Raw genomic sequence first — 17,921 nt, forward strand, 5'->3', positions numbered from 1 at the left:
CGCGGGAGGATACGGCCGTAGAGCCGTGAGGCGCTGCCAGGCCGTCGTGAGCGGTGCCGGAGTTCCCGGGCTGCGGGCAGCGGCCGGGTCGGCGGTCGCCGGATCGCGGGGCCGGTCCGGCGCAGGGAACGCGGGGCTCGCCCGCCGCCCGTGGCCCGGCCGGCGGGCTCAGCGGAGCAGCAGGTCGCGGATCGCGCCCGTGATCTCGTCCGGCGCCTCCTCGGCCATGAAGTGCCCCGCCCGGGTCAGCCGGTGGTCCAGGTCCGGCGCCCACGCCTGCCAGACCGCGGCGGCGTCGTAGCCCAGTCGCGCGCCCCAGTCCTGCTGGACGACCGTGACGGGCATGGCCAGCTGGGAACCGGCGTCCCGGTCCGCCTGGTCGTGGGTGACGTCGATGCCCGCCGAGGCCCGGTAGTCCGCGACGATCGACGGCACGGCCCCGGCGCACGCCCGCAGGTACGCGGCCCGTACCGGTTCCGGCATGGCGGCCGGCTCCCCGGCCCAGGCGTCGAGGAAGGAACCGAAGAAGGCGTCCGCGCTGTTGGCGATCATCGTCTCCGGCAGCCCCGGCGGCTGCGCCATGAGGAACAGGTGGTAGCCGACCGCCGCCGAGACACCGTGCAGGACGTCCCACATGTCCAGTGTCGGCACGACATCGAGGAGGCCCAGGTGCGTGAGGGTGTCGGGATGGTCCAGCCCGGCCCGGAAGGCGACCAGGGCGCCCCGGTCGTGGCCGACCAGGGCGAAGCGCTCATGCCCGAGCGCCGCCGCCAGGGCGACGACATCGGCGGCCATGGCGCGCTTGGAGTACACCTCGGGGCCGGTGGCCGCCGGCTTGTCGCTGGCGCCGTAGCCGCGCAGGTCGGGACAGATCACCGTGTGCTCGCCGGCGAGCCGCTCGGCGATGTGCCGCCACATCAGGTGGGTCTGCGGAAAACCGTGCAGCAGTACGACCGGGCTGCCGCTGCCGCCGACAGCGGCGGCCAGCTCCACTCCGTCCGTGCCGGGCAGCCGGACATGGTCGAAACCGGCGAGGGAGAGCGTCATGAAAGGCCCCTTCCTGGGGTCGGTGGACCGACGAAAGCCTTGGTCCGAGGACTGACGGGAGCAGCGTGGGCGACGGCGATCAGCAGCCGATCAGTACGCTTCGACGCCGGGGACCCGCGGCACGGAAGATGGAGGCATGCGCATCGACGTACTCGGCGCCGTGCGGGCCCTCCGCGACGACGGCACCCCGGTTGACCTGGGCGGACCCCGCCACCGCGAGGTGCTCGCCCGGCTCGTCGCCGCCGGGGGGCGGATGGTCGCCACCGACACCCTCGTGGACGATCTGTGGGCCGAGCCGCCGGTGCGCGCCGTGGGCGCGTTGCGTACGTTCGTCGCCGCGCTGCGCCGCGCCATCGAACCCGACCGGCCGCCCCGCACTCCGCCGCGCGTCCTCGTCACGGAAGGCCCCGGCTACGCGCTGTGCCTGCCGCGCGACACCGTGGACGTCCACCGGTTCGAGGACGCCCTGGCCCGCGCCCGGCGTACACCCGACGCGCTCGCCGACCTGGACGCGGCCCTCGCCGCCTGGCGCGGTCCCGCCTACGCCGACGTGACCGGCTCCGCGTGGGCCCAGCGCGAGCGGGCCCGGCTGGAGGAGCTGAGGCTGGAGGGGACGGAACTGCGCGCCCGTCTCCTCCTCGACTCCGGTTCAGGAGCCCAGCTCGTCGCCGAACTGGGCGCCCACGTCACCGAACATCCCTGGCGCGAGCCGGCCTGGGGACTGCTGGCCCGCGCACTGCACCGGGCGGGCCGTCAGGCGGACGCGCTGGCCACCCTCCGCCGCGCCCGCACGATGCTCGTGGACCAGCTCGGGCTCGACCCCGGTGCCGACCTCCGGCGCCTGGAGACGGACATCCTCCACGGAGCCACGACGCTCCAGTCCCCGCGTACCGTGTGGACCGCCGGCCTGCGACTCGGCCCGCGCACCACCGTGGAACTGGCCCGCACCCTGGCCCTGGCGGGTGGTGACGCCCTCGTCCACTCGCGGCGCGACCGCCTCGCCGCCGTCCAGGCGGCGGAGCGCACCGGGGACATCGACCTGACCGCCCGCGTCATCGGCGCCTACGACGTGCCCGCCCTCTGGAGCCGGGCCGACGACCCCGAGCAGTCCCGCGCCGTCGTCGCGGCGGCCGAGCGTACGCTCACCGCGCTCGGCACCGACGGCCCCGCCGACCTGCGCGCCCGCCTGCTGGCCACCGTCGCGGTCGAGAGCCGCAGCGCCGATCTGTCCGGCACCGGATCGAGGCGCGCCGGACAGGCGGCGCGCGAGGCCGAGGCGCTGGCCCGGGAGCTGGGCGACCCCGCCCTGCTGGTGTTCGCCCTCAACGGCGTGTTCCTCCAGTCCTTCACCCGGCCCGGGCTCGCGGCGGCACGGGACGTGATCGGCGCGGAGATCCTCGACCTGGCCACCCGGCACGAGCTGCCGAACTTCGCCGTGCTCGGCCGGCTCATCCGCCTGCAATCCGCCTCCGCCCTCGGCGACCTCGACGCCGCGACCGCACACGCCGAGGCCGCCGAGCGGCTCGCCGTCAGCACCGAGGCCTCCCTCGTCCCCGTACTCACCGGCTGGTTCCGGGCCCGGGCCACGGCCGCCCGCAGCGCCGCACCGGGCGGACCGGCCGCCGCCACGGCCGCGGCGCACTACCGTGCCGCCGAGGACGCCCTCGCCGGAACGGGGGGCATGCCGGGGCTGCACCGGGGCCTGTTCGCCCTGGCCCTCCTGGGCCTTCGTCTTCTGCACGGCCGTCCCGCGCCCACCGATCCCGCCCTCGACTGGGGCCCGTACCGCCCCTGGACGCAACCCTTGGTGCTGCTCGCCCGGAACCGGGACGAGGCGGCCCGTACCGCCCTTACCATGGCGCCCGAACCACCCCTCGACCACATGCAGGAGGCACTCTGGTGCCTGACCGCCCACGCCGCCGCCCGCCTCGGCGAGCGCCCGGTCGCCGCCCGCGCCGCTACGGCCCTGCGCGCCGCCCGCACCGAACACGCGGGCGCGGCGAGCGGGATGCTGACGCTGGGACCGGTGGCACGGTACCTGGCGGAAGCGGAGGCATGCGCCGGCGAGGGGTGACCGACGACCGGCCGCCCCACAGCCCCTCACCCAGCCCAGCGGTGCATGCGCCCTTCACCACGCACGGCAGGACGGTACGCAGCTGACCGCTGGACGGCGGGACAAGGGCCGGTCCGGGGGCTCCGGCGGGAAGCGCCGTCAGGTCCGTCACCTTGAGGACGCGCCGTGGTCACGGCGGGGTGAGGCCGGCCAGGGCCGCGGCCGCGGCGGTGGAGTCGGGGTCGGGGCCGAGCCATTCGCAGAACAGCACGGTGGCGTCGTCCTCCAGCCGGCCGTCGTGGTACTCCAGGACGGCGTGGACGATCCTGCGCAGGGTTTCCGGCACGGGCAGGCCGTCGGCGTGGTGGCGGACGAGGAAGTCGGTGAACCGCTTCAGACCGAACTCCGCGTCGCCGGGGCCCCGGGCCTCGGTGATCCCGTCGGTGTAGAACACGACCCGGTCGCCGGGCTCCAGCTGCTCACGGCACAGGGTCGTCTTCAGGGCCAGGCCGGTGCCCATGGGGTGGGCCGGTGGACAGTGCAGCTGGCTGATCCAGCGCCCTGCGCGGATGATCACCGGCGGGTGATGGCCGCGGTTGACCCACGTCAGCATGCCGGTGCGGGTGTCGAGGTCGGCCAGGATCCCGGTCGCGTAGCGGCTCTGGCCGTACTGTTCGATCAGGGCCTGCTCGATCCGCTCGGTGATCTCCACCAGGCCGGCGTTCTGGCGCCGGGAGTTGCGGCAGGTGGCCATGGCGAGGTTCGCGGTCAGCCCGGCGGCGGTGTCGTGCCCCATCGCGTCGAAGATCGACAGGTGCACGACCGGTCCGGCCGTCGCGTAGTCGAAGGCGTCCCCGCTGATGCGGTAGGCGGGCTCCATGGCCGCGGCGATCACCACCCGCCCGTCGGCGTAGGTGCGCGGCGGCATCAGCTGCCACTGCATCTCGGCGGCGATGTTCATCGGCTCGGCACGCGTCAGCCGCGCGTAGGAGTCGCTGTGCCCGCGTTTGCTGACCAGGATCAGCGCGACCAGGGAAGCCAGCGCCACCATGTCCTGCCGTACCCGCTCGGTGTCGGTGGCCGCGGTGACCCGCAGCACGCCGAGGCGCTCCGTGCCGTCCAGCAGCGGCACCCACCACCGGTGCTCCCGCACCTCGACGGAACCATCGGCCAGGACCTGGACGTACTGGTAGGCCCGCCCGGGCAGCGTCCCTTCGACCTGCAGCTCGGCGTCCTGACCCGTCGCTGCCTCGCCGGCGTCCTCGCCGCACCCGGTCAGCAGCCTCAGCACGTTGCGCTGAATGTCCCCGACGTAGATCAGTACCTCGGTCAGGCCCGCTGCCGTCGCGTGTTCGGTTACACGGGCGGGCAACAGTTCCAGGGGCATGAGGTGGCTGGCGGCCAGCAGCCCTTCCAGCATCCGCCGGCCATCACCGCTCCGATCGCCCACGGCCAGCACCCTCCTTCCTCGGCACAGCATCCACACCGCCGCCATCGGGTGCGCCTCTACCAGTCTCTCCCGGAGACGGCTCACCCCGGCGGAAGTCCCGCATGCCGGACCTGTCAACCCGTGCCGCCGCCGACGCCGGACCGCCCAACCGGCCCGCCGGCGGATCCGGCCGACGTACCTCCTCGACGCGGCGACGCAGACCGGATGGATCGCCCCTTTCGTCCGCTGTGCGGAGTGCGGGCGGACGTCAGGAGCGGCCGACGGCGACGAGCGGCCCAAGAGACGGCGGCACGGAACCCGGCGACGGAACGCCTCGGTTCACATGGGGCGGCGCGGACCCCGCGTTCCGGGACCCGCGAGGGGTACTCGTGCCGGGGCGTGCCCGGCTCGTGAGGGCGTCTCGGGGCTGTGAAGGAGGCTTCGTGACCGTGCAAGCAAGACCGCCAGGGAGAACCGGGCCGTCCCCAGAGGCCATGGACGCGGACGACCGGGTCGCCGAGCTGCGGCGCATCGCCCGGGAACGCTTCGGATGGAACGAGCTGTCCCGCGAGCAGACCGAGGCGATGGAAGCCCTGCTCGAAGGGCGGGACGTGCTCGTCGTCATGCCCACCGGCTCGGGGAAGTCGGCGATCTACCAGGTGCCGACCGTCATGCTCGGCGGTCCCGCGGTCGTGGTGTCACCGCTGATCGCCCTGCAGCGCGACCAGGTCGCCGGACTGCGCGAGAGCGCGGCACCGGACGCCGCGGCCGTGAACTCGGCCCAGCCGGCCTCGGCCAGCGACCGGGCCTGGCGGGCGGTACGGGAGGGCGACGCCGAGTACCTGTTCCTGTCACCGGAGCAACTGGCCAAGGACAGCGTGCTGCGGCGGCTGCGCGCACTCCGCCCCTCGCTGTTCGTCGTGGACGAGGCCCACTGTGTCTCCGCCTGGGGACACGACTTCCGCCCCGACTACGCGAACCTCGGCGAGGCCGCCGAACGGCTCGGCCGCCCGCCGGTCCTCGCGCTGACGGCGACCGCCGCGGCCCCGGTCCGCACCGACATCGTCGAGCACCTGCGCATGCGCGACGCCCATGTGGTCGCGGCCGGAAACGACCGGCCCAACATCCACCTGGCGGTGAGCACCTTCACCGACGACGCGGACAAGCGCGCCGCCGTCTCCCACTGGACGGCCGCGGCCCGCGCCCCGGGCATCCTCTACACGGCCACCCGCAAGGACGCGGAGAGGTACGCGACGCTACTGCGGCAGGACGGCGTGGACGCCGAGGCGTACCACGCGGGGATCAGGGCGGCGGACCGGCGCCGCATCCAGGACGGCTTCATGGCCGGGGCGCCCTCCGTGGTCGTGGCGACCTCCGCGTTCGGGATGGGCATCGACAAGCCTGACGTACGGTTCGTCGCCCACGCGTCCGTCCCGGAGTCCCTGGACTCCTACTACCAGGAGGTCGGGCGGGCCGGCCGCGACGGAGAGCCGGCGCGGGCCGTGCTGTTCTACCGGCCCGAGGATCTCGGGCTGCAGAAGTTCCTCACCTCCCGAGCACTGGACACCGACGGACTGCGCAGGATCATGACCACCCTGCACGGCCAGGACGGCCCGCGGAGCCGCAGCCGGACGGCGGAGCTGTGCGGGATGTCGCGCCAGAAGGCCACCGACCTGATGAACCTGCTCGAAGAGGCCGGAGCCGTGACCGTCGAGGGCGGGCGCCGCGCGGTGCGGGCCGTCCCCGGCCGGACGGCGGACGAGGCCGCCGAGGCGGCGACCGAGGTGTTCGAGCGGCGCCGCCGGATGGACCGGTCGCGGATCGAGATGATGCGCGGCTACGCGGAGACGCAGTCCTGCCGCCGCCAGTACCTTCTCGGCTACTTCGGCGAGCAGGTGGACCAGCCGTGCGGGCGGTGCGACATCTGTGACCGGGAGGACGACCGCGGCTCCGGGCCCGGTCACCGGCGGGCCGCTGCGTCGCCGGGGCGCCGCGCGCCGTACCAGCCGAACGACCGGGTCCGCCATGCCGAATGGGGGGACGGCACGGTGATGCGCACGGAGGAGGACCGCATGGTCGTGCTGTTCGAGCAGGTCGGCTACAAGACGCTGTCGCTGGCAGCTCTCCGGGAGCACGATCTGCTGTCGGGCGCCTGAGCAGAGTTCCTCCGAGCCCGCGCGGCTACGGCCTACGGGGCCTGTCGCGCAGGATGTCCGTGGTGATGTCCGGCAATGACCTACCGGTGCGGAAGGCCTCGGCGCGCATCAGGGCCAAGGCGTCCTCAGGACTGATCCGCCGTCGGGCCGCCAGGGCACCGACGGCACGCCAGGTGTCGAACCAGTGAGCACGGACCACCTGCTCCGGTGCCCACGCCGGTGCGTCGTTCCCTGTGAGCAGCGTCTCGCGGGTCGGTACGAGCGCCGCCGTCACCGCGTCGGCCACGTGGGACGCCTGCTCCAGGGCCTCCTCACCGAGAGCGCGGGGCCGCGTCGCCAGCAGGTCGACCGACCCGAGGACGTAGTCGCCGAAGAACAAGGGGAGCGCGTACACCGAGCCCACCCCCGGCAGCTTCTCGCGCGCCATCGCCCCGAACAGCGGCCAGCGCGCCCGTTCCCGCCGCAGGTCGTCCACGGCCACGGGCTCGCCGGTCCGCGCGGCACTGATGCAGGGTCCTTCCAGTACGGTGAACTGGATCTCCTCCAGCACCAGGGCGGCATCGTCCGACGCGGCGAGCAGCTGACGGGAGGGGGTGTCGGTGAGCAACGACAAGGTGACACCGTCCACGCCGAGCCCGTCGCGCACCGCCGCGCACACCCGCCGGGGAACCTCCTCGCCGGGTGAGCCCGCCGCGGCTTGCGCGACCATCCGCACCGCTTTCAGCGCCTTGGCCGTCATCCGACCCTCCGCCGCCCTGACGCACGTGCCTCGATGCCCACCGTCACGTGTCTTCCTCCGCCGCCCACGAGGACGGCCACCGCCGGCTCGCAGCCCCGTGCCCGTGGCCGAGACCGATCCGTCGCATGCCGGGTGCCCTGTGTTGCCGCGCGCAAGCCACGGACAGCCCCGGTCGGTCGGACTGGGGGAGGGCTGGCCGCGGCAGCCGGCGGCGGGGCGAAGACGGTCGCCCCTGACGAGCGGCCCCTTGTTCTCCGACGGCCCGGCGCCGCTCACCCGCGCAAGTGCCTTCGCCATGGCACACAGCCATGCGGGGACCGCCTGCGCGCGTTCCCGTGGAGAAAAAGGACGACGCCCCCGGCCATCGCCCCGACGAGGGACTGGGACGGTCCCGGGGCGGCCTGACCTGCAAGATCCACCTCGCAGGAGCATGCGGATGCCGCCCCATGGCCCGCTCGTCATACCCGGTCCACGGCACCGTCACCACCGCAGCCATCAGGCTATGGCTCCGACCATGATCCGACGGACAACCTGGGACACTTCCGGCGCGATGACAGTTGGCGAGCTTGTCGATCGATCAGTAACCCATGTCGATCAGGTAGTCGGCGACTTTCTCAACGTGTGCTGCTGCCGCGCCTGGAACGACTGGGGGCTCGTAGACGCCCACGAGAATGGCCTGAGTGGTCTTGACACAACAGATGCCGCGGGTGCCGGCTTTGCCGTAAATGGAACTTTCGTTGGCGTGGACGACGAGGTACTTCCGACTGTTTGCGTCGATGCCTTCCTTGAAGATCTTCTCGTTATCCGTGAACCCGCTGGCGATCGCCGCGCCCTCTCTCGGGCTCACGGTTCCGATGAGATGGTCGTCTACGCACTCTTGCCAGCTGCTCATCCAGTCCTCCGTGTCCGGGGCGACGGTGCCCCGCCGCGTGTGGGTTCCGTGAAGTGATCTTGGGCTATCGCTGCCGGGAACAGGGGCAGACCCTTGTGTGTCACTCGATCGTGGCGACCAGTCGGCGGGGCGGGAGTGGATCGCGTTTCAGGGGCAGCCGATCATCTTCGTCTTCCACAGCACCGTCACCGTCGCCTCGATCCGGCTCTGGCTCCCCTCATGATCCGCCGGACAGCTCCTAGCCGCGCACCCTCGGCGCGGGGCTGTCGGCCGGCCCCATGGACGGTGGCCGTCCGCACCTCCGCCGACGGCAGACTCAGGCGTCTGGCTGCGTAGGCCGACTTGACGTGGCCGAGGAAGCGGTCGGGCGGTCATCCGGCGGCTCCGCGCGAGCTCTCTCCCGCAGAGCTTCGGCCGTAAGGCATGATCACGAACATGAGCGAATCAGAAGTGGCCCTGCTCTCACGGATGTGGGAAGAGCACATGCGCGCGCCATTCCCACCACACATGCGGGGTCGAGAGATCGATGGCGAAGACATGGTGTTGCTCGACGCGGACATTGCCGGCTGTGTCGTCTCGTCGCTGTCAGGGCCTCTTGATGAGAGGCGTCGCGAGATCCTGCTCGTCTGCCTTGCGGCCGTTGAAAAGGTCCTGCCGTCGATCGATGACGAGGACGGCGCGTCCGAGTACTACAAGCACCTGCGGGACATGGCTGCGCTGGCTGTCGAACTCGGGAACGCCAACGCTCGGTCGCGTTGAGTGGCGCGGGCCGTGGATCAGCCGACGGCCTTCTGTTCGGCGCGGGCCCTGGTAGTGGCCAGGTGGTAGGAGTCGGTGCCGGTCTCGATGATGTTGCCGCCGAAGGTGAGACGGCCGACGACGGCCGCGCAGAGCCGGGGGTCGGTGAAGGTCCTCGTCCAGCCGGAGAACGATTCGTTCGTGGCGAGGCGATGGCCACGCTGTTCTTGTCCTCACGTTCGGTCAGGACCGGGGGAGAGGAGTTCGGCGCCGCGCCGGTCGAGTTTCATGTAGCCAAGCTCCTCGATCCGTAAAAGATCAAAGCGGCCGTAGGTGCGGCTGGCCGGCGAGCTGGTGACCTGCTACCTGTTCGCGTTCCGGCTGTCCTGCTCGGGCAAGTCCGTCCACCGGGTCTTCGCCTCGGCGGGTCAGGAGGCGGGCGGGGTGCCGACCGGAAGGCCCGCTTCGACAACCTCAGGGCCGCGGTCGCCCAGGTGCTGGGCTTCTCCCTGCATCGACCACACCTCGTCCGGCTCGGACCCGGATCTCCTCACGCTGGTCGGCGACGTAGCCATGGACTTCACCGTGGGCCGCTGCTTGCGCGGCGCATCCAGGTCGGCCCGCAGCAACGTCGATCAACGGTTTGTACGGATCCAGTCGCGTCACCCGCGGCGGAAGCTTCTTCCGCGGCTCCGGCCAAGCCGACGTCACCGCCTTCTGCACGGTCAGGAACCCGACACCGTGCTTCCGCCGAAGAGCACAGCTCGACATCACTCTCCCTGAACGAGGGCGCTCTCCACGCTGAGCTACAGGTGCTCTCGTAACTCGCGAACAAAGCCAGGCGTCGGCCGATGTCGCCCTCGACCCGCCTGCGCAGCGCGCTGGAAACCGAGGAGACGGAGGTCTAGAGGGCAGGGAGGACACGGGACCGAGCCGGGTGGTGCGGGCCGAGGAAGACGGCGATGCCGTTGCCGTCGGGGGAGGGGTGGGTGGCCTGCGTCCATCCCTGGCGGCGGTAGAAGGCCATGGCCCGGCCCGACCGGACGGAGGTGAGCAGCCAGGAACGGCCGTCGGGGGCGTCGGCGGTGGACCGCCTCCAGGAGGCCGGCCGCGAGCCCGTTGCCGCGCGCGCCGGAGCGGACGGCGAGCTCGTCGACCTCGCGGGAACCGCACAGCCATTCCATCGTGCGCTCGGGGCCGAGTGCAGCGGTGGCCTGCGGGTAGCAGCGGTCGGTGGGGAAGGGCGCGAGGGTGGTCCATGCGGTGGCGAAGCCGACGACCTCGCCGCCTCGAAGGGCGAGCGCAGCGGTGAACCCGGGACGCCTTGCGTTCGCCGGCAGCCGCCCGACGAATGCGACCGCCTTCTCCTGCTCCTCGCTCCAGGGCGGGGTGCAGAAGGCGTCGACGTAGACGGAGTGCAAGCCACGCGTGTGGGCGAGCAGTTCGTCGCCCCCGACGACGCGGATGTCGGTGGGCATCAAGCGACACCTGCCAGGGGCGCGGCGGGGTGCGGAGCGGCGCACACCAAGGGTGCCGACGGGGCGACGGACACGTCGAGTGGTGCGGGTTCGGCTCCCGTGCGGGGCAGGAGGCCGCCGTCAGCCGTGATCACCGCGCGGATGTCCGTGATGGTGCGGTGGTGCGTGCACGGCCCGATCGGCGGCATGCGCAGCATGAGGCCGGCGGCCCGGCAGTGCTTCTCGCTCGACGCCACGGCATGACCGAGCAACCGTCCGTGCCGGACGAGCCCCGTCCCCGTCCGGGTCTCGTCGCGGGCCGACTCGGTGCTGAGCACGATCGGAGAGTTCATTCCGCACCCCCTTCCTGCACCCTAGAAGTTGTTGCAACTATGATGCAATAAGCTCGGCGGTCAGGAGCCGGGCGGGGGAGCACACCGGAAGGGAAGCGTCATGCCGGACAAGGGAAGGCCGTACGCGGTCGTCAGACGCGCCGACGCGCAGGACGCCGAGCGTCTCACCGCCCTGATCCATGCATCCGGTGCATACCAGGGGGCCTACGCCTCGATCATCGACGGCTACCGGGTCGACGCCGCCTACATAGCCCGGCACACGGTGTTCCTGAGCGAGGATCCGGGCGGGCGTCTTCTGGGCTTCTACTCGCTGATGCCGGATCTGGATCCGCCGGAGCTCGACCTGGCGTTCGTCGCGGACGACGCGCAGGGCCGGGGCATCGGCCGGCTCCTCATCGACCACATGATCCGGCAGGCGCGGGAGGCCGGCGCGCGGGGGGTGCGTGTGGTGTCCCATCCCCCGGCCGAAGGGTTCTATCGGCGGATGGGGGCCGAGCGGGTAGGGACAGTCGGCCCCGCGCTGCCGAAGGTCACGTGGGAACGGCCGGACCTGTGGTTCACCGTCCCCGAACACGCCGGATAGGTTGCCGCGCGGTGCGCTCCGGGCCCCTGGGCGTCCTCGTGCGCGAGCGAGCACACTGACGCGCTCTCTGCCCCTGCCGCGGCCTCGGCCTGACGCCGGCCGACCGGGCCCGTCGGGCCGGAACTCATGATCGACGGCCACCGCCCGGCCGGAGCCCATGATCGACGGCCACCGCCTGGCCGGCATCGTCGCCCAGGCCGGCGACTCCGGTCCCTCTACGGCCCCTCTTCTCGGCGGGGCTCCTCCGTTCGGGCCAACCGCGATGGCGGTCGGCCGCCTGCTCGGCGACGGTGAAATGGCGCCCGGCCGCCTCGCCGGGGCCTTTCCGCCTGGGCCAAGGGAGCCGGTCATGTCGACACGCAACACGATGCTGCGCAGCCTGCACGATCTGGGCCTAGCCGCCTGGTTCGGCGGCTCGCTGATGGGCGCGGTCGGCGTGAACGGTGCCGCCCGCGACGAGGGCGGCACCTGGGCGGCCACTGCCAGGATCGCCGGCTCCGGCTGGGCGAAGTGGACGCCCGTCAACGCGGCGGCGATCGCCACGCATCTGTTCGGCTCCGGCGGCCTGCTCGCCGCGAACGCTCCGCGGGTCGCCGCCCAGCAGGGCGTCGCCGCCTCCACCCTCGCCAAGACCGTCCTGACCGGTGCTGCCCTCGCGGCCACCGCCTACAGCCGCGTACTGGGCAAGAAGATCGAACTGGCGGCCTCTTCCGACCCGCAGGACGCCGAGAAGGCCGCCAAGCACCCCATCGACACCGACAAGGCCCAGCGGCACCTGGCGTGCCTTCAGTGGGCCGTCCCCGCACTGACCGGCGGCCTGGTCGTCCTGAACGCCCTGCACGGCGAGCAGCAGCGCCCCGCCGAGCAGCTCCACGGCGTGTGGGAGAGGGCCCGCACACTGGCGCCGCACATGCCCTCGCTCGGGCACCTCACGCACTGATACCGCCGCGCGGCCGTCACGTCGCGCTGCCATGGACGCCGAGCGGCATCCGCATGCATCGAATGCTGTCGGCGGGTACAGGGGAACCAGCAGCGATCAGGGGCCGCGAGCGCCTGCACGCTTGCCGCTCCTGGCGGCGTCGCCGTACCTCGGGCCGTGCCCCGTACCGGACGGGAGGTGTTGCGCAGTGATCACGGAAGTTGCTGTCGAGCGGGTCGAGTTCACCTGCGGTTCCTGCTGGCACCGCTGGAGCGTCGACTACGACGTGCAGCGCTACCAGGACGACAGCGGGCAGGAGTGGGAGTACTTCTACCGGGACAACCTGGCGGTGCCTGACCCGTACACGCCCGCGGGCGCGCCGGCGTGCGAGCATTGCGGCCGACGCTGGGTCGGGCGCCTGGTGGCGCGCCGCCCCGTGCCGTTGTCCGGCGACTCCGAAGCGCCCCGCAGCCGTGTCCCGGCCGAGGGAGGCCACCGCCCGGAGCGGACTTCCGCACCGATGCTGCACGCTGCCGGTCACCCACAGCCGGAATCCGGCACACAGCCGGAATCCGGCCCACAGGCCTCCCCGGGCTAGGAACCGCGTCAGCGGGACGAATGTGACCTGCGGCATTGCGGGGCAAAGCGGCACCCTTCACCATGAGCCGGGCCAGGGACGTCAAGGAAAGCAGCTCCTCATGGGCCATCATGTGCACGTGCGACTCAGCCAGGGACTGAGCGTGTCCGAGAACGGGGAACTGATCGAGCACTCCGCCTGCCGGTGCGGGGCTACCTTCACCAAGGTGTTCGACGCCCGCGGCGGGGAGCCGGAGCCCGAGTCCTGACACGGGCCTCAGCGCGCGCTGACGGCCCCCTGGGGCACCACGAATTCCTCGCGGTGTGCTGCGATGTTCTGCCGCCTGCCCCGCCCGTGCGGGGCGGTACGCCGCTCACGCCTGCGGACCCGTGTCCGTGCTGCCCTCCGCGGTGGTGTCGGCCTATACCATCCGCAGGCGGCGACCAGTTCGATTCCAGGACGGCGTCAGGGCCCCGGACGGAAGCCCGAGGCCCTGACGGAGATGTGTGGTCCGGCGTCAGCTGCCCAGTTCCTTGCGGCTGTCACCGCCGCTGACGCTGATCTTGCGGGGCTTGGCCTGCTCGGCGACCGGGATCCGCAGCTTCAGCACGCCCGCCTCGTAGGAGGCTTCGATCTTCTCGGTGTCGAGGGTCTCGCCGAGGAAGAGCTGCCGGCTGAACGTCCCCGCGGGCCGCTCCGTGACCACCGTCTCGGTGTTCTCGCCGTACGCCGGCTTGCGTTCGGCCTTCACTGTCAGGACGTTGCGCTCGACATCGAGGTCGATGGACTCCGGGTTCACACCCGGCAGGTCCAGCTCCACGAAGAACGTCTCACCCTCACGCCAGGCGTCCATCGGCATGCCGGCGGGGTGCGCGGCCGTGCCCCAGACCCGATCGACGAGCCGGTCCAGCTCGCGGAAGGGATCCGTACGCATCAGCATCTTCCATCCCTCCTTCGACGTCGTTCCCGCGTCCATCGCTCTACTTCTGATATACCACGACCCCATAAAGTTGACAACTCTCGACTCAACTTTTTGAGGGATCGGCGGTTAGCCGGGGCAGGCGGATGGCCTCGGCCTCCGGGGCGGCGGTGGACAGGACCAGTCGGGTGTAGGGGGCATCCCGGCCGAAGGTCGACACCACGAGCACCGGCCCCCGGGTGTGCACGGCGACGAAGTCCCGCCCGCGCGCGTGCTCGATCTCGCCCACGCACCAGCGCCCAGGGCGGTAGCGGTAGCGCCGCCCGGGACGCGGGCGCAGCGCGCGCCACCAGTGCGGCTCCACGCGGACCTCGTCCACGAACTTCAGCGGCAGGCGCACGGTGCGGCGCCGCGCCGCAAGCGCCCACCGCCAGGGCAGACGCGCCACCAGGTCGCCGCCGTCGATGTGCAGCCGCGTCACGATGCTCACCCGCCTTCCGCTAGTGCCGGGCGCACCGCAGGCCGGTGGCCGCGATGTGCCCGGACGGAATGAACAAGGCCCGGCTGTCAGTGGGCCAGGCGCCGGGCGCCGGTCGCCTCGGTGACGAGGAGGGGTGATCGGCGTCCGGGCGGTACTCCCGCCAGGCCGCGGCCAGCCGGATACCGCCCACGACCAGCGCGTAAAGGCCCAGGACCAGGGCGATGGCCGGCGCGCCGGCGTCCGGCCGCAGCCACAGCAGCACACCCGTGGCCACCGACGCGGCGGCGGAGATGCGCCACAGCCGCGCGTGCCGCAGCTCATGCCGCATCCGGGTGGCCGCCCACAGCTCCAGGCAGCCCGTGGTGATGGCCCAGGCACCCGCCGTCGCCACCAGCGTCAGGGCCGTCGGGTCCGGCCACAGGGTCGTTGCCGCAGCAGCCACCACGCTCAGCACACCGGCGCCCGCGCAGACCGCGGCGGGCCGGCGTGCACGCCTATGACGCCACGCTGTCGCCATGCGCATCGCACCGTCGGCCGTCGCATACGCACCGAATGCCAGGGCCAGTGTCACCACCGTCACCTGCGGCCACGCCGGCGTCACAGCGCCGAAGACCGCAGCCATGCCGCGGGCCCCCAGCAGCCAGACGGTGTTCCTGTTCTCTGTCGCCAGCAGCCCTCCCTTCCGGCTTTCCGCGCCGACTGCTTCGCTCCCGTAGGGCCAGGGCGTCGGCGCGACCGAACGTGTAACTCCACGTGATAGGGATTGAGTCGAGCACTGTCAACTTCACCCAGTCAGAACTTGTCAAGGAACTTGCGGGTCGGCTATATGGATGAGCGGCAGCAACCTGGCCCCGTGCACGTGATCGGGCCAGTGAGTGAAGGGAGAAGAAGGGGATGCTTGCGCGTACCGGCGCTCTGGGGGATCTCGACCGGCTCGTGCATCAGCTGGCCCGTGCCGCCACCGATCCGGCCGCGGCCGTCATTCCGGTGGACGCCTGGCGTGACGACGATGCGCTGTACCTGCAGTTCGACCTGCCGGGCATGGACCGCTCCAACATCGAACTGACCACCGAACGCGGCACGCTCACCCTGAGCGCCGAGCGCCCCTCGCCGGTGCCGGCCGGTGCCCGGGCCGTACTCACCGAGCGCCCCACCGGACGGTTCACCCGGCGCCTGGCCCTGTCCGACGCCCTGGACGCCGCAGCCGCCGAGGCGGCCTACGACAACGGCGTCCTCACCCTGCGCATCCCGCTGGCCGCACACGCCAAGCCCCGCAAGATCGCCATCTCCGGCGGCACGCCCAAGCAGCTCACCGCCTGACCAAGCCGTCCACCCCCGCCCGTGCTGAAGGAGGATGAACCATGGGCGCCCTGCTGTGGCTGCTCATCCCGCTGACCGCCGGCCTCACCGCCGGCATCTGGGCCTGGGGCACCGGCCGCCGCACTGCCAGCCCGCCCGACCGCGGCACCTTCGACGACCTCGACCACTACCAGCGGATGCGGACCGTCCTCGGAAACCACTGACCACCCGACGGAAACCACTGACCACCACAACCAGTGCCCGGGAACGGTCCTTCGGCGGTACGTCCAGGCACTCGGCACGCGGCCAGGAACGGGTCGATGTCCGAGGGGAGACGATCACGTCAGGGGGGCGGGCAAGCGGCGCGTACGGCTCCGTGGACGGCGCGGGCCAGGCGCGCGCCCCACAGCGATCGGGGACCGGCGAAGGCGTGGACCTCTTCATCGGCGCGAGGGACCCGGGCTGCGACGCACACGGCGTCCGTGGGAGTGCCGGAGCAGTCGTAGCCGGCATCGAGCAGCGCCTGCACCTTCGCTTCGGTGGCCGTGGCGACGGTGTTGACGAGGGCTGCGTCGGTCAGCGCCACCGGCAGCGCCACCACGATGTTGATCGTGCCGGGTGCCACCGCAAGGGCGGTGTCCTCCTGCGGGGAAGCGGCCCATCCACGGACACCGAGTCCCGCGGTGGCGATGGCCTCCACGCCGCCGTCGACTGCGTGACCGTACCTCTGCACGTCGGCGGCCGTCATGAGCCCGACCCCCTCTCCGCGGACGTCGGCGTGGAGGGCCAGTTCGGCGAGGTGCCGGTCTGGATCGGTGCGCCGGTAGCCGTGGGACACCTGGGTGTTGAGGACCCAGGAGCGTTCTCCGACGCCTCCGCCGAGCACGGCGCTGCTGATCATCCGCCAGCCGTCTCCGGCCCGCCACAGCAGACTGTGCAGCCGCTCACCGTCCTCCAGGCGGGCGAGCTGCTGCACGGTCAGCAGACCGGTGGCGGGACGGGGCGGAGGGAGGACGGCGGTCACCGGACGGGTACTCCTTGCACAGGCGGAAAGCAGCCGATCCTACGTCGTGCGGCTCGACCCCCGCCCCCTCGGGCCACCGCGGACGTGCTGTCACCAGCGAGCGGTCCTCCGTGCCACGCGGCGGGTCCGCAGCAGTCGGCCGGGGCAGGGAGGCGCGGTAGCCGGGAGCGGCCGGCCGGCGTCGGCACCGCATCGCCCTGCCCGGGGACGTCGGGGGCGGTGCCGCGGCCGGTCAAGGCAGGCGGCCGCGTTGTGCGAGGCGGTCGGCGAGATAGCGCTGGAACTGCCACAGGGGACGCTCCAGGTGCGAGAAGCGTCCGCCCGATGGGCCCGGGTCGGTGGCGAGCCCCCGCTGCACGCCCCGGATGGCCACCGCGTCCTCGTTCTGGATGGTCTCCAGCTGCTGACGCGAGGCGTCGACGTAGGCGTCGAATCCCGGCTCCGCCCGGGCCTCGGGCGGCACGAGCACCGTGAAGTGGGCGTCATGGGTTGCCGGGCCCGTGGGGATCCACCGCGCGAACGTCACGCTGTCCGGCAGGAGGGCCATCACCAGGTGGGGGAAGACGCCCGCGATCGTCATCCCTGACAGCTCCCGCTCCCCGAGCCCGGGAATCACGGTACCGACCGCCCCCGTCGCTCCCTCCGCCGCCCTCAGGGAATCGGCAGCGAAGGGCGTGTACATGGTGAACCACCGTCCGTCGCAGTCGTCGACGACGGTGTCCTTGCCCGGCAGCACCGGCTCCAGGGTGGCAGCGTGGCTCCCCATATGGTGGTAGTTCTCCGAGCCGTTCTCCAGCGCCACCTTCCAGTTCGCCCCCACCCCCTCCCACGCGGCGGTGTACGCCACGACGAGATCCGGCAGCCGGTACGGGGCCAGCTTGGTCGTCAGCCCGTCCAGCTGCCGGCCGAGCGCCGGAGCGTGGGGATCGGCACAGATCATGAGCAGCCCGTTCCACACCTCCAGGCGGTAGCGGGGCAGCCGGCACGCCGCACGGTCGAAGTCGACCCTGCCCATCAGGGGCGCGCCGGCCAGCTGCCCGGCGTACTCGCCGTTCAGCCGGTACGTCCAGGCGTGGTACGGGCACGTCAGCCGCTTCAGGGCCCCCTGCTCCGGCGTGGTTTCCGGAGGGAGCACATCCATGAAGCGGTGCCGGCAGACCCGGGACAGCGCGTGGAGAGTCCCGTCCTCGTCACGCGTGACGACCACGGGTTCGCCCAGCACCTCGGTGCGCAGGTAGTCGCCCGGCCGGGCGAC

19 protein-coding genes and 3 pseudogenes are annotated in these 17,921 nt (G+C 72.2%); 10 read left to right on the plus strand and 12 right to left on the minus strand.

Annotated elements, in window-relative coordinates; all coding sequences use genetic code 11:
• Positions 1-168: 168 nt before the first annotated feature.
• The gene (locus CCN44_RS01050; RefSeq protein ID WP_086696609.1) at positions 169-1,047 is read right to left on the minus strand and encodes an alpha/beta fold hydrolase; all 879 of its coding nucleotides are present in this window, start codon (positions 1,045-1,047) and stop codon (positions 169-171) included.
• 136 nt (positions 1,048-1,183) lie between these two features.
• Between CCN44_RS01050 and CCN44_RS01055 the strand changes: the two genes are divergently transcribed.
• On the plus strand, positions 1,184-3,121 hold the full coding sequence (locus CCN44_RS01055; protein WP_086696610.1) for a BTAD domain-containing putative transcriptional regulator: 1,938 nt from the start codon (positions 1,184-1,186) through the stop codon (positions 3,119-3,121).
• Positions 3,122-3,290: 169 nt separating this feature from the next.
• Here CCN44_RS01055 and CCN44_RS01060 read toward each other — a convergent pair whose 3' ends face one another.
• On the minus strand, positions 3,291-4,520 hold the full coding sequence (locus tag CCN44_RS01060; protein WP_086696624.1) for a PP2C family protein-serine/threonine phosphatase: 1,230 nt from the start codon (positions 4,518-4,520) through the stop codon (positions 3,291-3,293).
• Positions 4,521-5,023: 503 nt separating this feature from the next.
• On the opposite strand from CCN44_RS01060, the gene CCN44_RS01065 reads away from it, so the two are divergent.
• Positions 5,024-6,685 (plus strand): RecQ family ATP-dependent DNA helicase, encoded by a 1,662-nt coding sequence (locus tag CCN44_RS01065; RefSeq protein ID WP_086696611.1) that lies wholly within the window; start codon positions 5,024-5,026, stop codon positions 6,683-6,685.
• Between the two features lie 25 nt (positions 6,686-6,710).
• Here CCN44_RS01065 and CCN44_RS44280 read toward each other — a convergent pair whose 3' ends face one another.
• On the minus strand, positions 6,711-7,424 hold the full coding sequence (locus CCN44_RS44280; RefSeq protein WP_158103060.1) for a GAF and ANTAR domain-containing protein: 714 nt from the start codon (positions 7,422-7,424) through the stop codon (positions 6,711-6,713).
• A gap of 326 nt (positions 7,425-7,750) precedes the next feature.
• On the opposite strand from CCN44_RS44280, the pseudogene CCN44_RS43905 reads away from it, so the two are divergent.
• A pseudogene (locus CCN44_RS43905) lies at positions 7,751-7,876 on the plus strand (IS5/IS1182 family transposase); the annotation flags it as partial.
• A 125-nt stretch (positions 7,877-8,001) separates the two neighbouring features.
• Here CCN44_RS43905 and CCN44_RS01075 read toward each other — a convergent pair.
• Positions 8,002-8,316 (minus strand): profilin, encoded by a 315-nt coding sequence (locus tag CCN44_RS01075; protein WP_086696613.1) that lies wholly within the window; start codon positions 8,314-8,316, stop codon positions 8,002-8,004.
• Positions 8,317-8,751: 435 nt separating this feature from the next.
• Between CCN44_RS01075 and CCN44_RS01080 the strand changes: the two genes are divergently transcribed.
• Complete coding sequence (locus tag CCN44_RS01080) at positions 8,752-9,075, plus strand: hypothetical protein (protein ID WP_237481144.1); 324 nt, start codon at positions 8,752-8,754, stop codon at positions 9,073-9,075.
• A 17-nt stretch (positions 9,076-9,092) separates the two neighbouring features.
• Here the strand turns inward: CCN44_RS01080 and CCN44_RS01085 are convergent.
• From CCN44_RS01085 to CCN44_RS01100, 3 genes and pseudogenes are all read right to left on the minus strand, one after another.
• A pseudogene (locus CCN44_RS01085) lies at positions 9,093-9,386 on the minus strand (ATP-binding protein); the annotation flags it as partial.
• A gap of 572 nt (positions 9,387-9,958) precedes the next feature.
• Positions 9,959-10,532 (minus strand): annotated as a pseudogene (locus CCN44_RS01095) (N-acetyltransferase family protein).
• Entirely contained in the window at positions 10,532-10,864 is a 333-nt protein-coding gene (locus CCN44_RS01100; protein WP_086696615.1) for a hypothetical protein, read from the minus strand. The pseudogene CCN44_RS01095 and the gene CCN44_RS01100 overlap by 1 nt, the downstream one beginning before the upstream one ends.
• 100 nt (positions 10,865-10,964) lie before the next feature.
• On the opposite strand from CCN44_RS01100, the gene CCN44_RS01105 reads away from it, so the two are divergent.
• The 4 genes from CCN44_RS01105 to CCN44_RS47320 all read left to right on the plus strand — a co-directional run bounded on the left by CCN44_RS01105 (position 10,965) and on the right by CCN44_RS47320 (position 13,211).
• Complete coding sequence (locus CCN44_RS01105; protein ID WP_086696616.1) at positions 10,965-11,447, plus strand: GNAT family N-acetyltransferase; 483 nt, start codon at positions 10,965-10,967, stop codon at positions 11,445-11,447.
• 349 nt (positions 11,448-11,796) lie between these two features.
• The gene (locus CCN44_RS01110) at positions 11,797-12,387 is read left to right on the plus strand and encodes a hypothetical protein (protein ID WP_086696617.1); all 591 of its coding nucleotides are present in this window, start codon (positions 11,797-11,799) and stop codon (positions 12,385-12,387) included.
• 187 nt (positions 12,388-12,574) lie between these two features.
• Entirely contained in the window at positions 12,575-12,964 is a 390-nt protein-coding gene (locus tag CCN44_RS01115; RefSeq protein ID WP_086696618.1) for a hypothetical protein, read from the plus strand.
• 118 nt (positions 12,965-13,082) lie between these two features.
• Positions 13,083-13,211 carry a hypothetical protein gene (locus CCN44_RS47320; RefSeq protein ID WP_260334989.1) on the plus strand — a complete coding sequence of 43 codons (129 nt, stop codon included), beginning with the start codon at positions 13,083-13,085 and terminating at the stop codon, positions 13,209-13,211.
• Positions 13,212-13,460: 249 nt separating this feature from the next.
• Here CCN44_RS47320 and CCN44_RS01120 read toward each other — a convergent pair whose 3' ends face one another.
• The 3 genes from CCN44_RS01120 to CCN44_RS01130 all read right to left on the minus strand — a co-directional run bounded on the left by CCN44_RS01120 (position 13,461) and on the right by CCN44_RS01130 (position 14,965).
• Positions 13,461-13,883, minus strand: coding sequence for an Hsp20/alpha crystallin family protein (locus CCN44_RS01120; RefSeq protein ID WP_086696619.1), 423 nt, complete (start codon positions 13,881-13,883; stop codon positions 13,461-13,463).
• Between the two features lie 85 nt (positions 13,884-13,968).
• A complete protein-coding gene (locus CCN44_RS01125) occupies positions 13,969-14,352 on the minus strand; it encodes a hypothetical protein (protein ID WP_086696620.1) in 384 nt (127 codons plus the stop codon).
• 10 nt (positions 14,353-14,362) lie between these two features.
• Positions 14,363-14,965 (minus strand): HdeD family acid-resistance protein, encoded by a 603-nt coding sequence (locus tag CCN44_RS01130; protein ID WP_086696621.1) that lies wholly within the window; start codon positions 14,963-14,965, stop codon positions 14,363-14,365.
• A gap of 272 nt (positions 14,966-15,237) precedes the next feature.
• Here CCN44_RS01130 and CCN44_RS01135 point away from each other — a divergent pair, with 272 nt between their 5' ends.
• Both CCN44_RS01135 and CCN44_RS44285 read left to right on the plus strand, forming a co-directional pair.
• Positions 15,238-15,663, plus strand: coding sequence for an Hsp20/alpha crystallin family protein (locus tag CCN44_RS01135; RefSeq protein ID WP_059255578.1), 426 nt, complete (start codon positions 15,238-15,240; stop codon positions 15,661-15,663).
• A 41-nt stretch (positions 15,664-15,704) separates the two neighbouring features.
• The gene (locus tag CCN44_RS44285; protein ID WP_158103061.1) at positions 15,705-15,866 is read left to right on the plus strand and encodes a hypothetical protein; all 162 of its coding nucleotides are present in this window, start codon (positions 15,705-15,707) and stop codon (positions 15,864-15,866) included.
• A gap of 119 nt (positions 15,867-15,985) precedes the next feature.
• Here the strand turns inward: CCN44_RS44285 and CCN44_RS01140 are convergent, their stop codons facing one another.
• Both CCN44_RS01140 and CCN44_RS01145 read right to left on the minus strand, forming a co-directional pair.
• On the minus strand, positions 15,986-16,666 hold the full coding sequence (locus CCN44_RS01140; RefSeq protein WP_086696622.1) for an adenosylcobinamide amidohydrolase: 681 nt from the start codon (positions 16,664-16,666) through the stop codon (positions 15,986-15,988).
• A 232-nt stretch (positions 16,667-16,898) separates the two neighbouring features.
• A partial coding sequence (locus CCN44_RS01145) for an aromatic ring-hydroxylating oxygenase subunit alpha (protein WP_086696623.1) occupies positions 16,899-17,921 on the minus strand: 1,023 nt, incomplete at its 5' end.

The organism is Streptomyces tricolor, assembly GCF_002155905.1.
Lineage (GTDB): Bacteria > Actinomycetota > Actinomycetes > Streptomycetales > Streptomycetaceae > Streptomyces > Streptomyces tricolor.

Coding starts and splice junctions, on each gene's coding strand:
- CCN44_RS01120 (WP_086696619.1), bottom strand. CDS start 13,883: ATGCTGATGCGTACGGATCCCTTCCGCGAGCTGGACCGGCTCGTCGAT.
- CCN44_RS01100 (WP_086696615.1), bottom strand. CDS start 10,864: ATGAACTCTCCGATCGTGCTCAGCACCGAGTCGGCCCGCGACGAGACC.
- CCN44_RS01055 (WP_086696610.1), top strand. CDS start 1,184: ATGCGCATCGACGTACTCGGCGCCGTGCGGGCCCTCCGCGACGACGGC.
- CCN44_RS01075 (WP_086696613.1), bottom strand. CDS start 8,316: ATGAGCAGCTGGCAAGAGTGCGTAGACGACCATCTCATCGGAACCGTG.
- CCN44_RS44285 (WP_158103061.1), top strand. CDS start 15,705: ATGGGCGCCCTGCTGTGGCTGCTCATCCCGCTGACCGCCGGCCTCACC.
- CCN44_RS01105 (WP_086696616.1), top strand. CDS start 10,965: ATGCCGGACAAGGGAAGGCCGTACGCGGTCGTCAGACGCGCCGACGCG.
- CCN44_RS44280 (WP_158103060.1), bottom strand. CDS start 7,424: ATGACGGCCAAGGCGCTGAAAGCGGTGCGGATGGTCGCGCAAGCCGCG.
- CCN44_RS01065 (WP_086696611.1), top strand. CDS start 5,024: ATGGACGCGGACGACCGGGTCGCCGAGCTGCGGCGCATCGCCCGGGAA.
- CCN44_RS01060 (WP_086696624.1), bottom strand. CDS start 4,520: ATGCTGGAAGGGCTGCTGGCCGCCAGCCACCTCATGCCCCTGGAACTG.
- CCN44_RS01080 (WP_237481144.1), top strand. CDS start 8,752: ATGAGCGAATCAGAAGTGGCCCTGCTCTCACGGATGTGGGAAGAGCAC.
- CCN44_RS01135 (WP_059255578.1), top strand. CDS start 15,238: ATGCTTGCGCGTACCGGCGCTCTGGGGGATCTCGACCGGCTCGTGCAT.
- CCN44_RS01110 (WP_086696617.1), top strand. CDS start 11,797: ATGTCGACACGCAACACGATGCTGCGCAGCCTGCACGATCTGGGCCTA.
- CCN44_RS01130 (WP_086696621.1), bottom strand. CDS start 14,965: ATGGCTGCGGTCTTCGGCGCTGTGACGCCGGCGTGGCCGCAGGTGACG.
- CCN44_RS01050 (WP_086696609.1), bottom strand. CDS start 1,047: ATGACGCTCTCCCTCGCCGGTTTCGACCATGTCCGGCTGCCCGGCACG.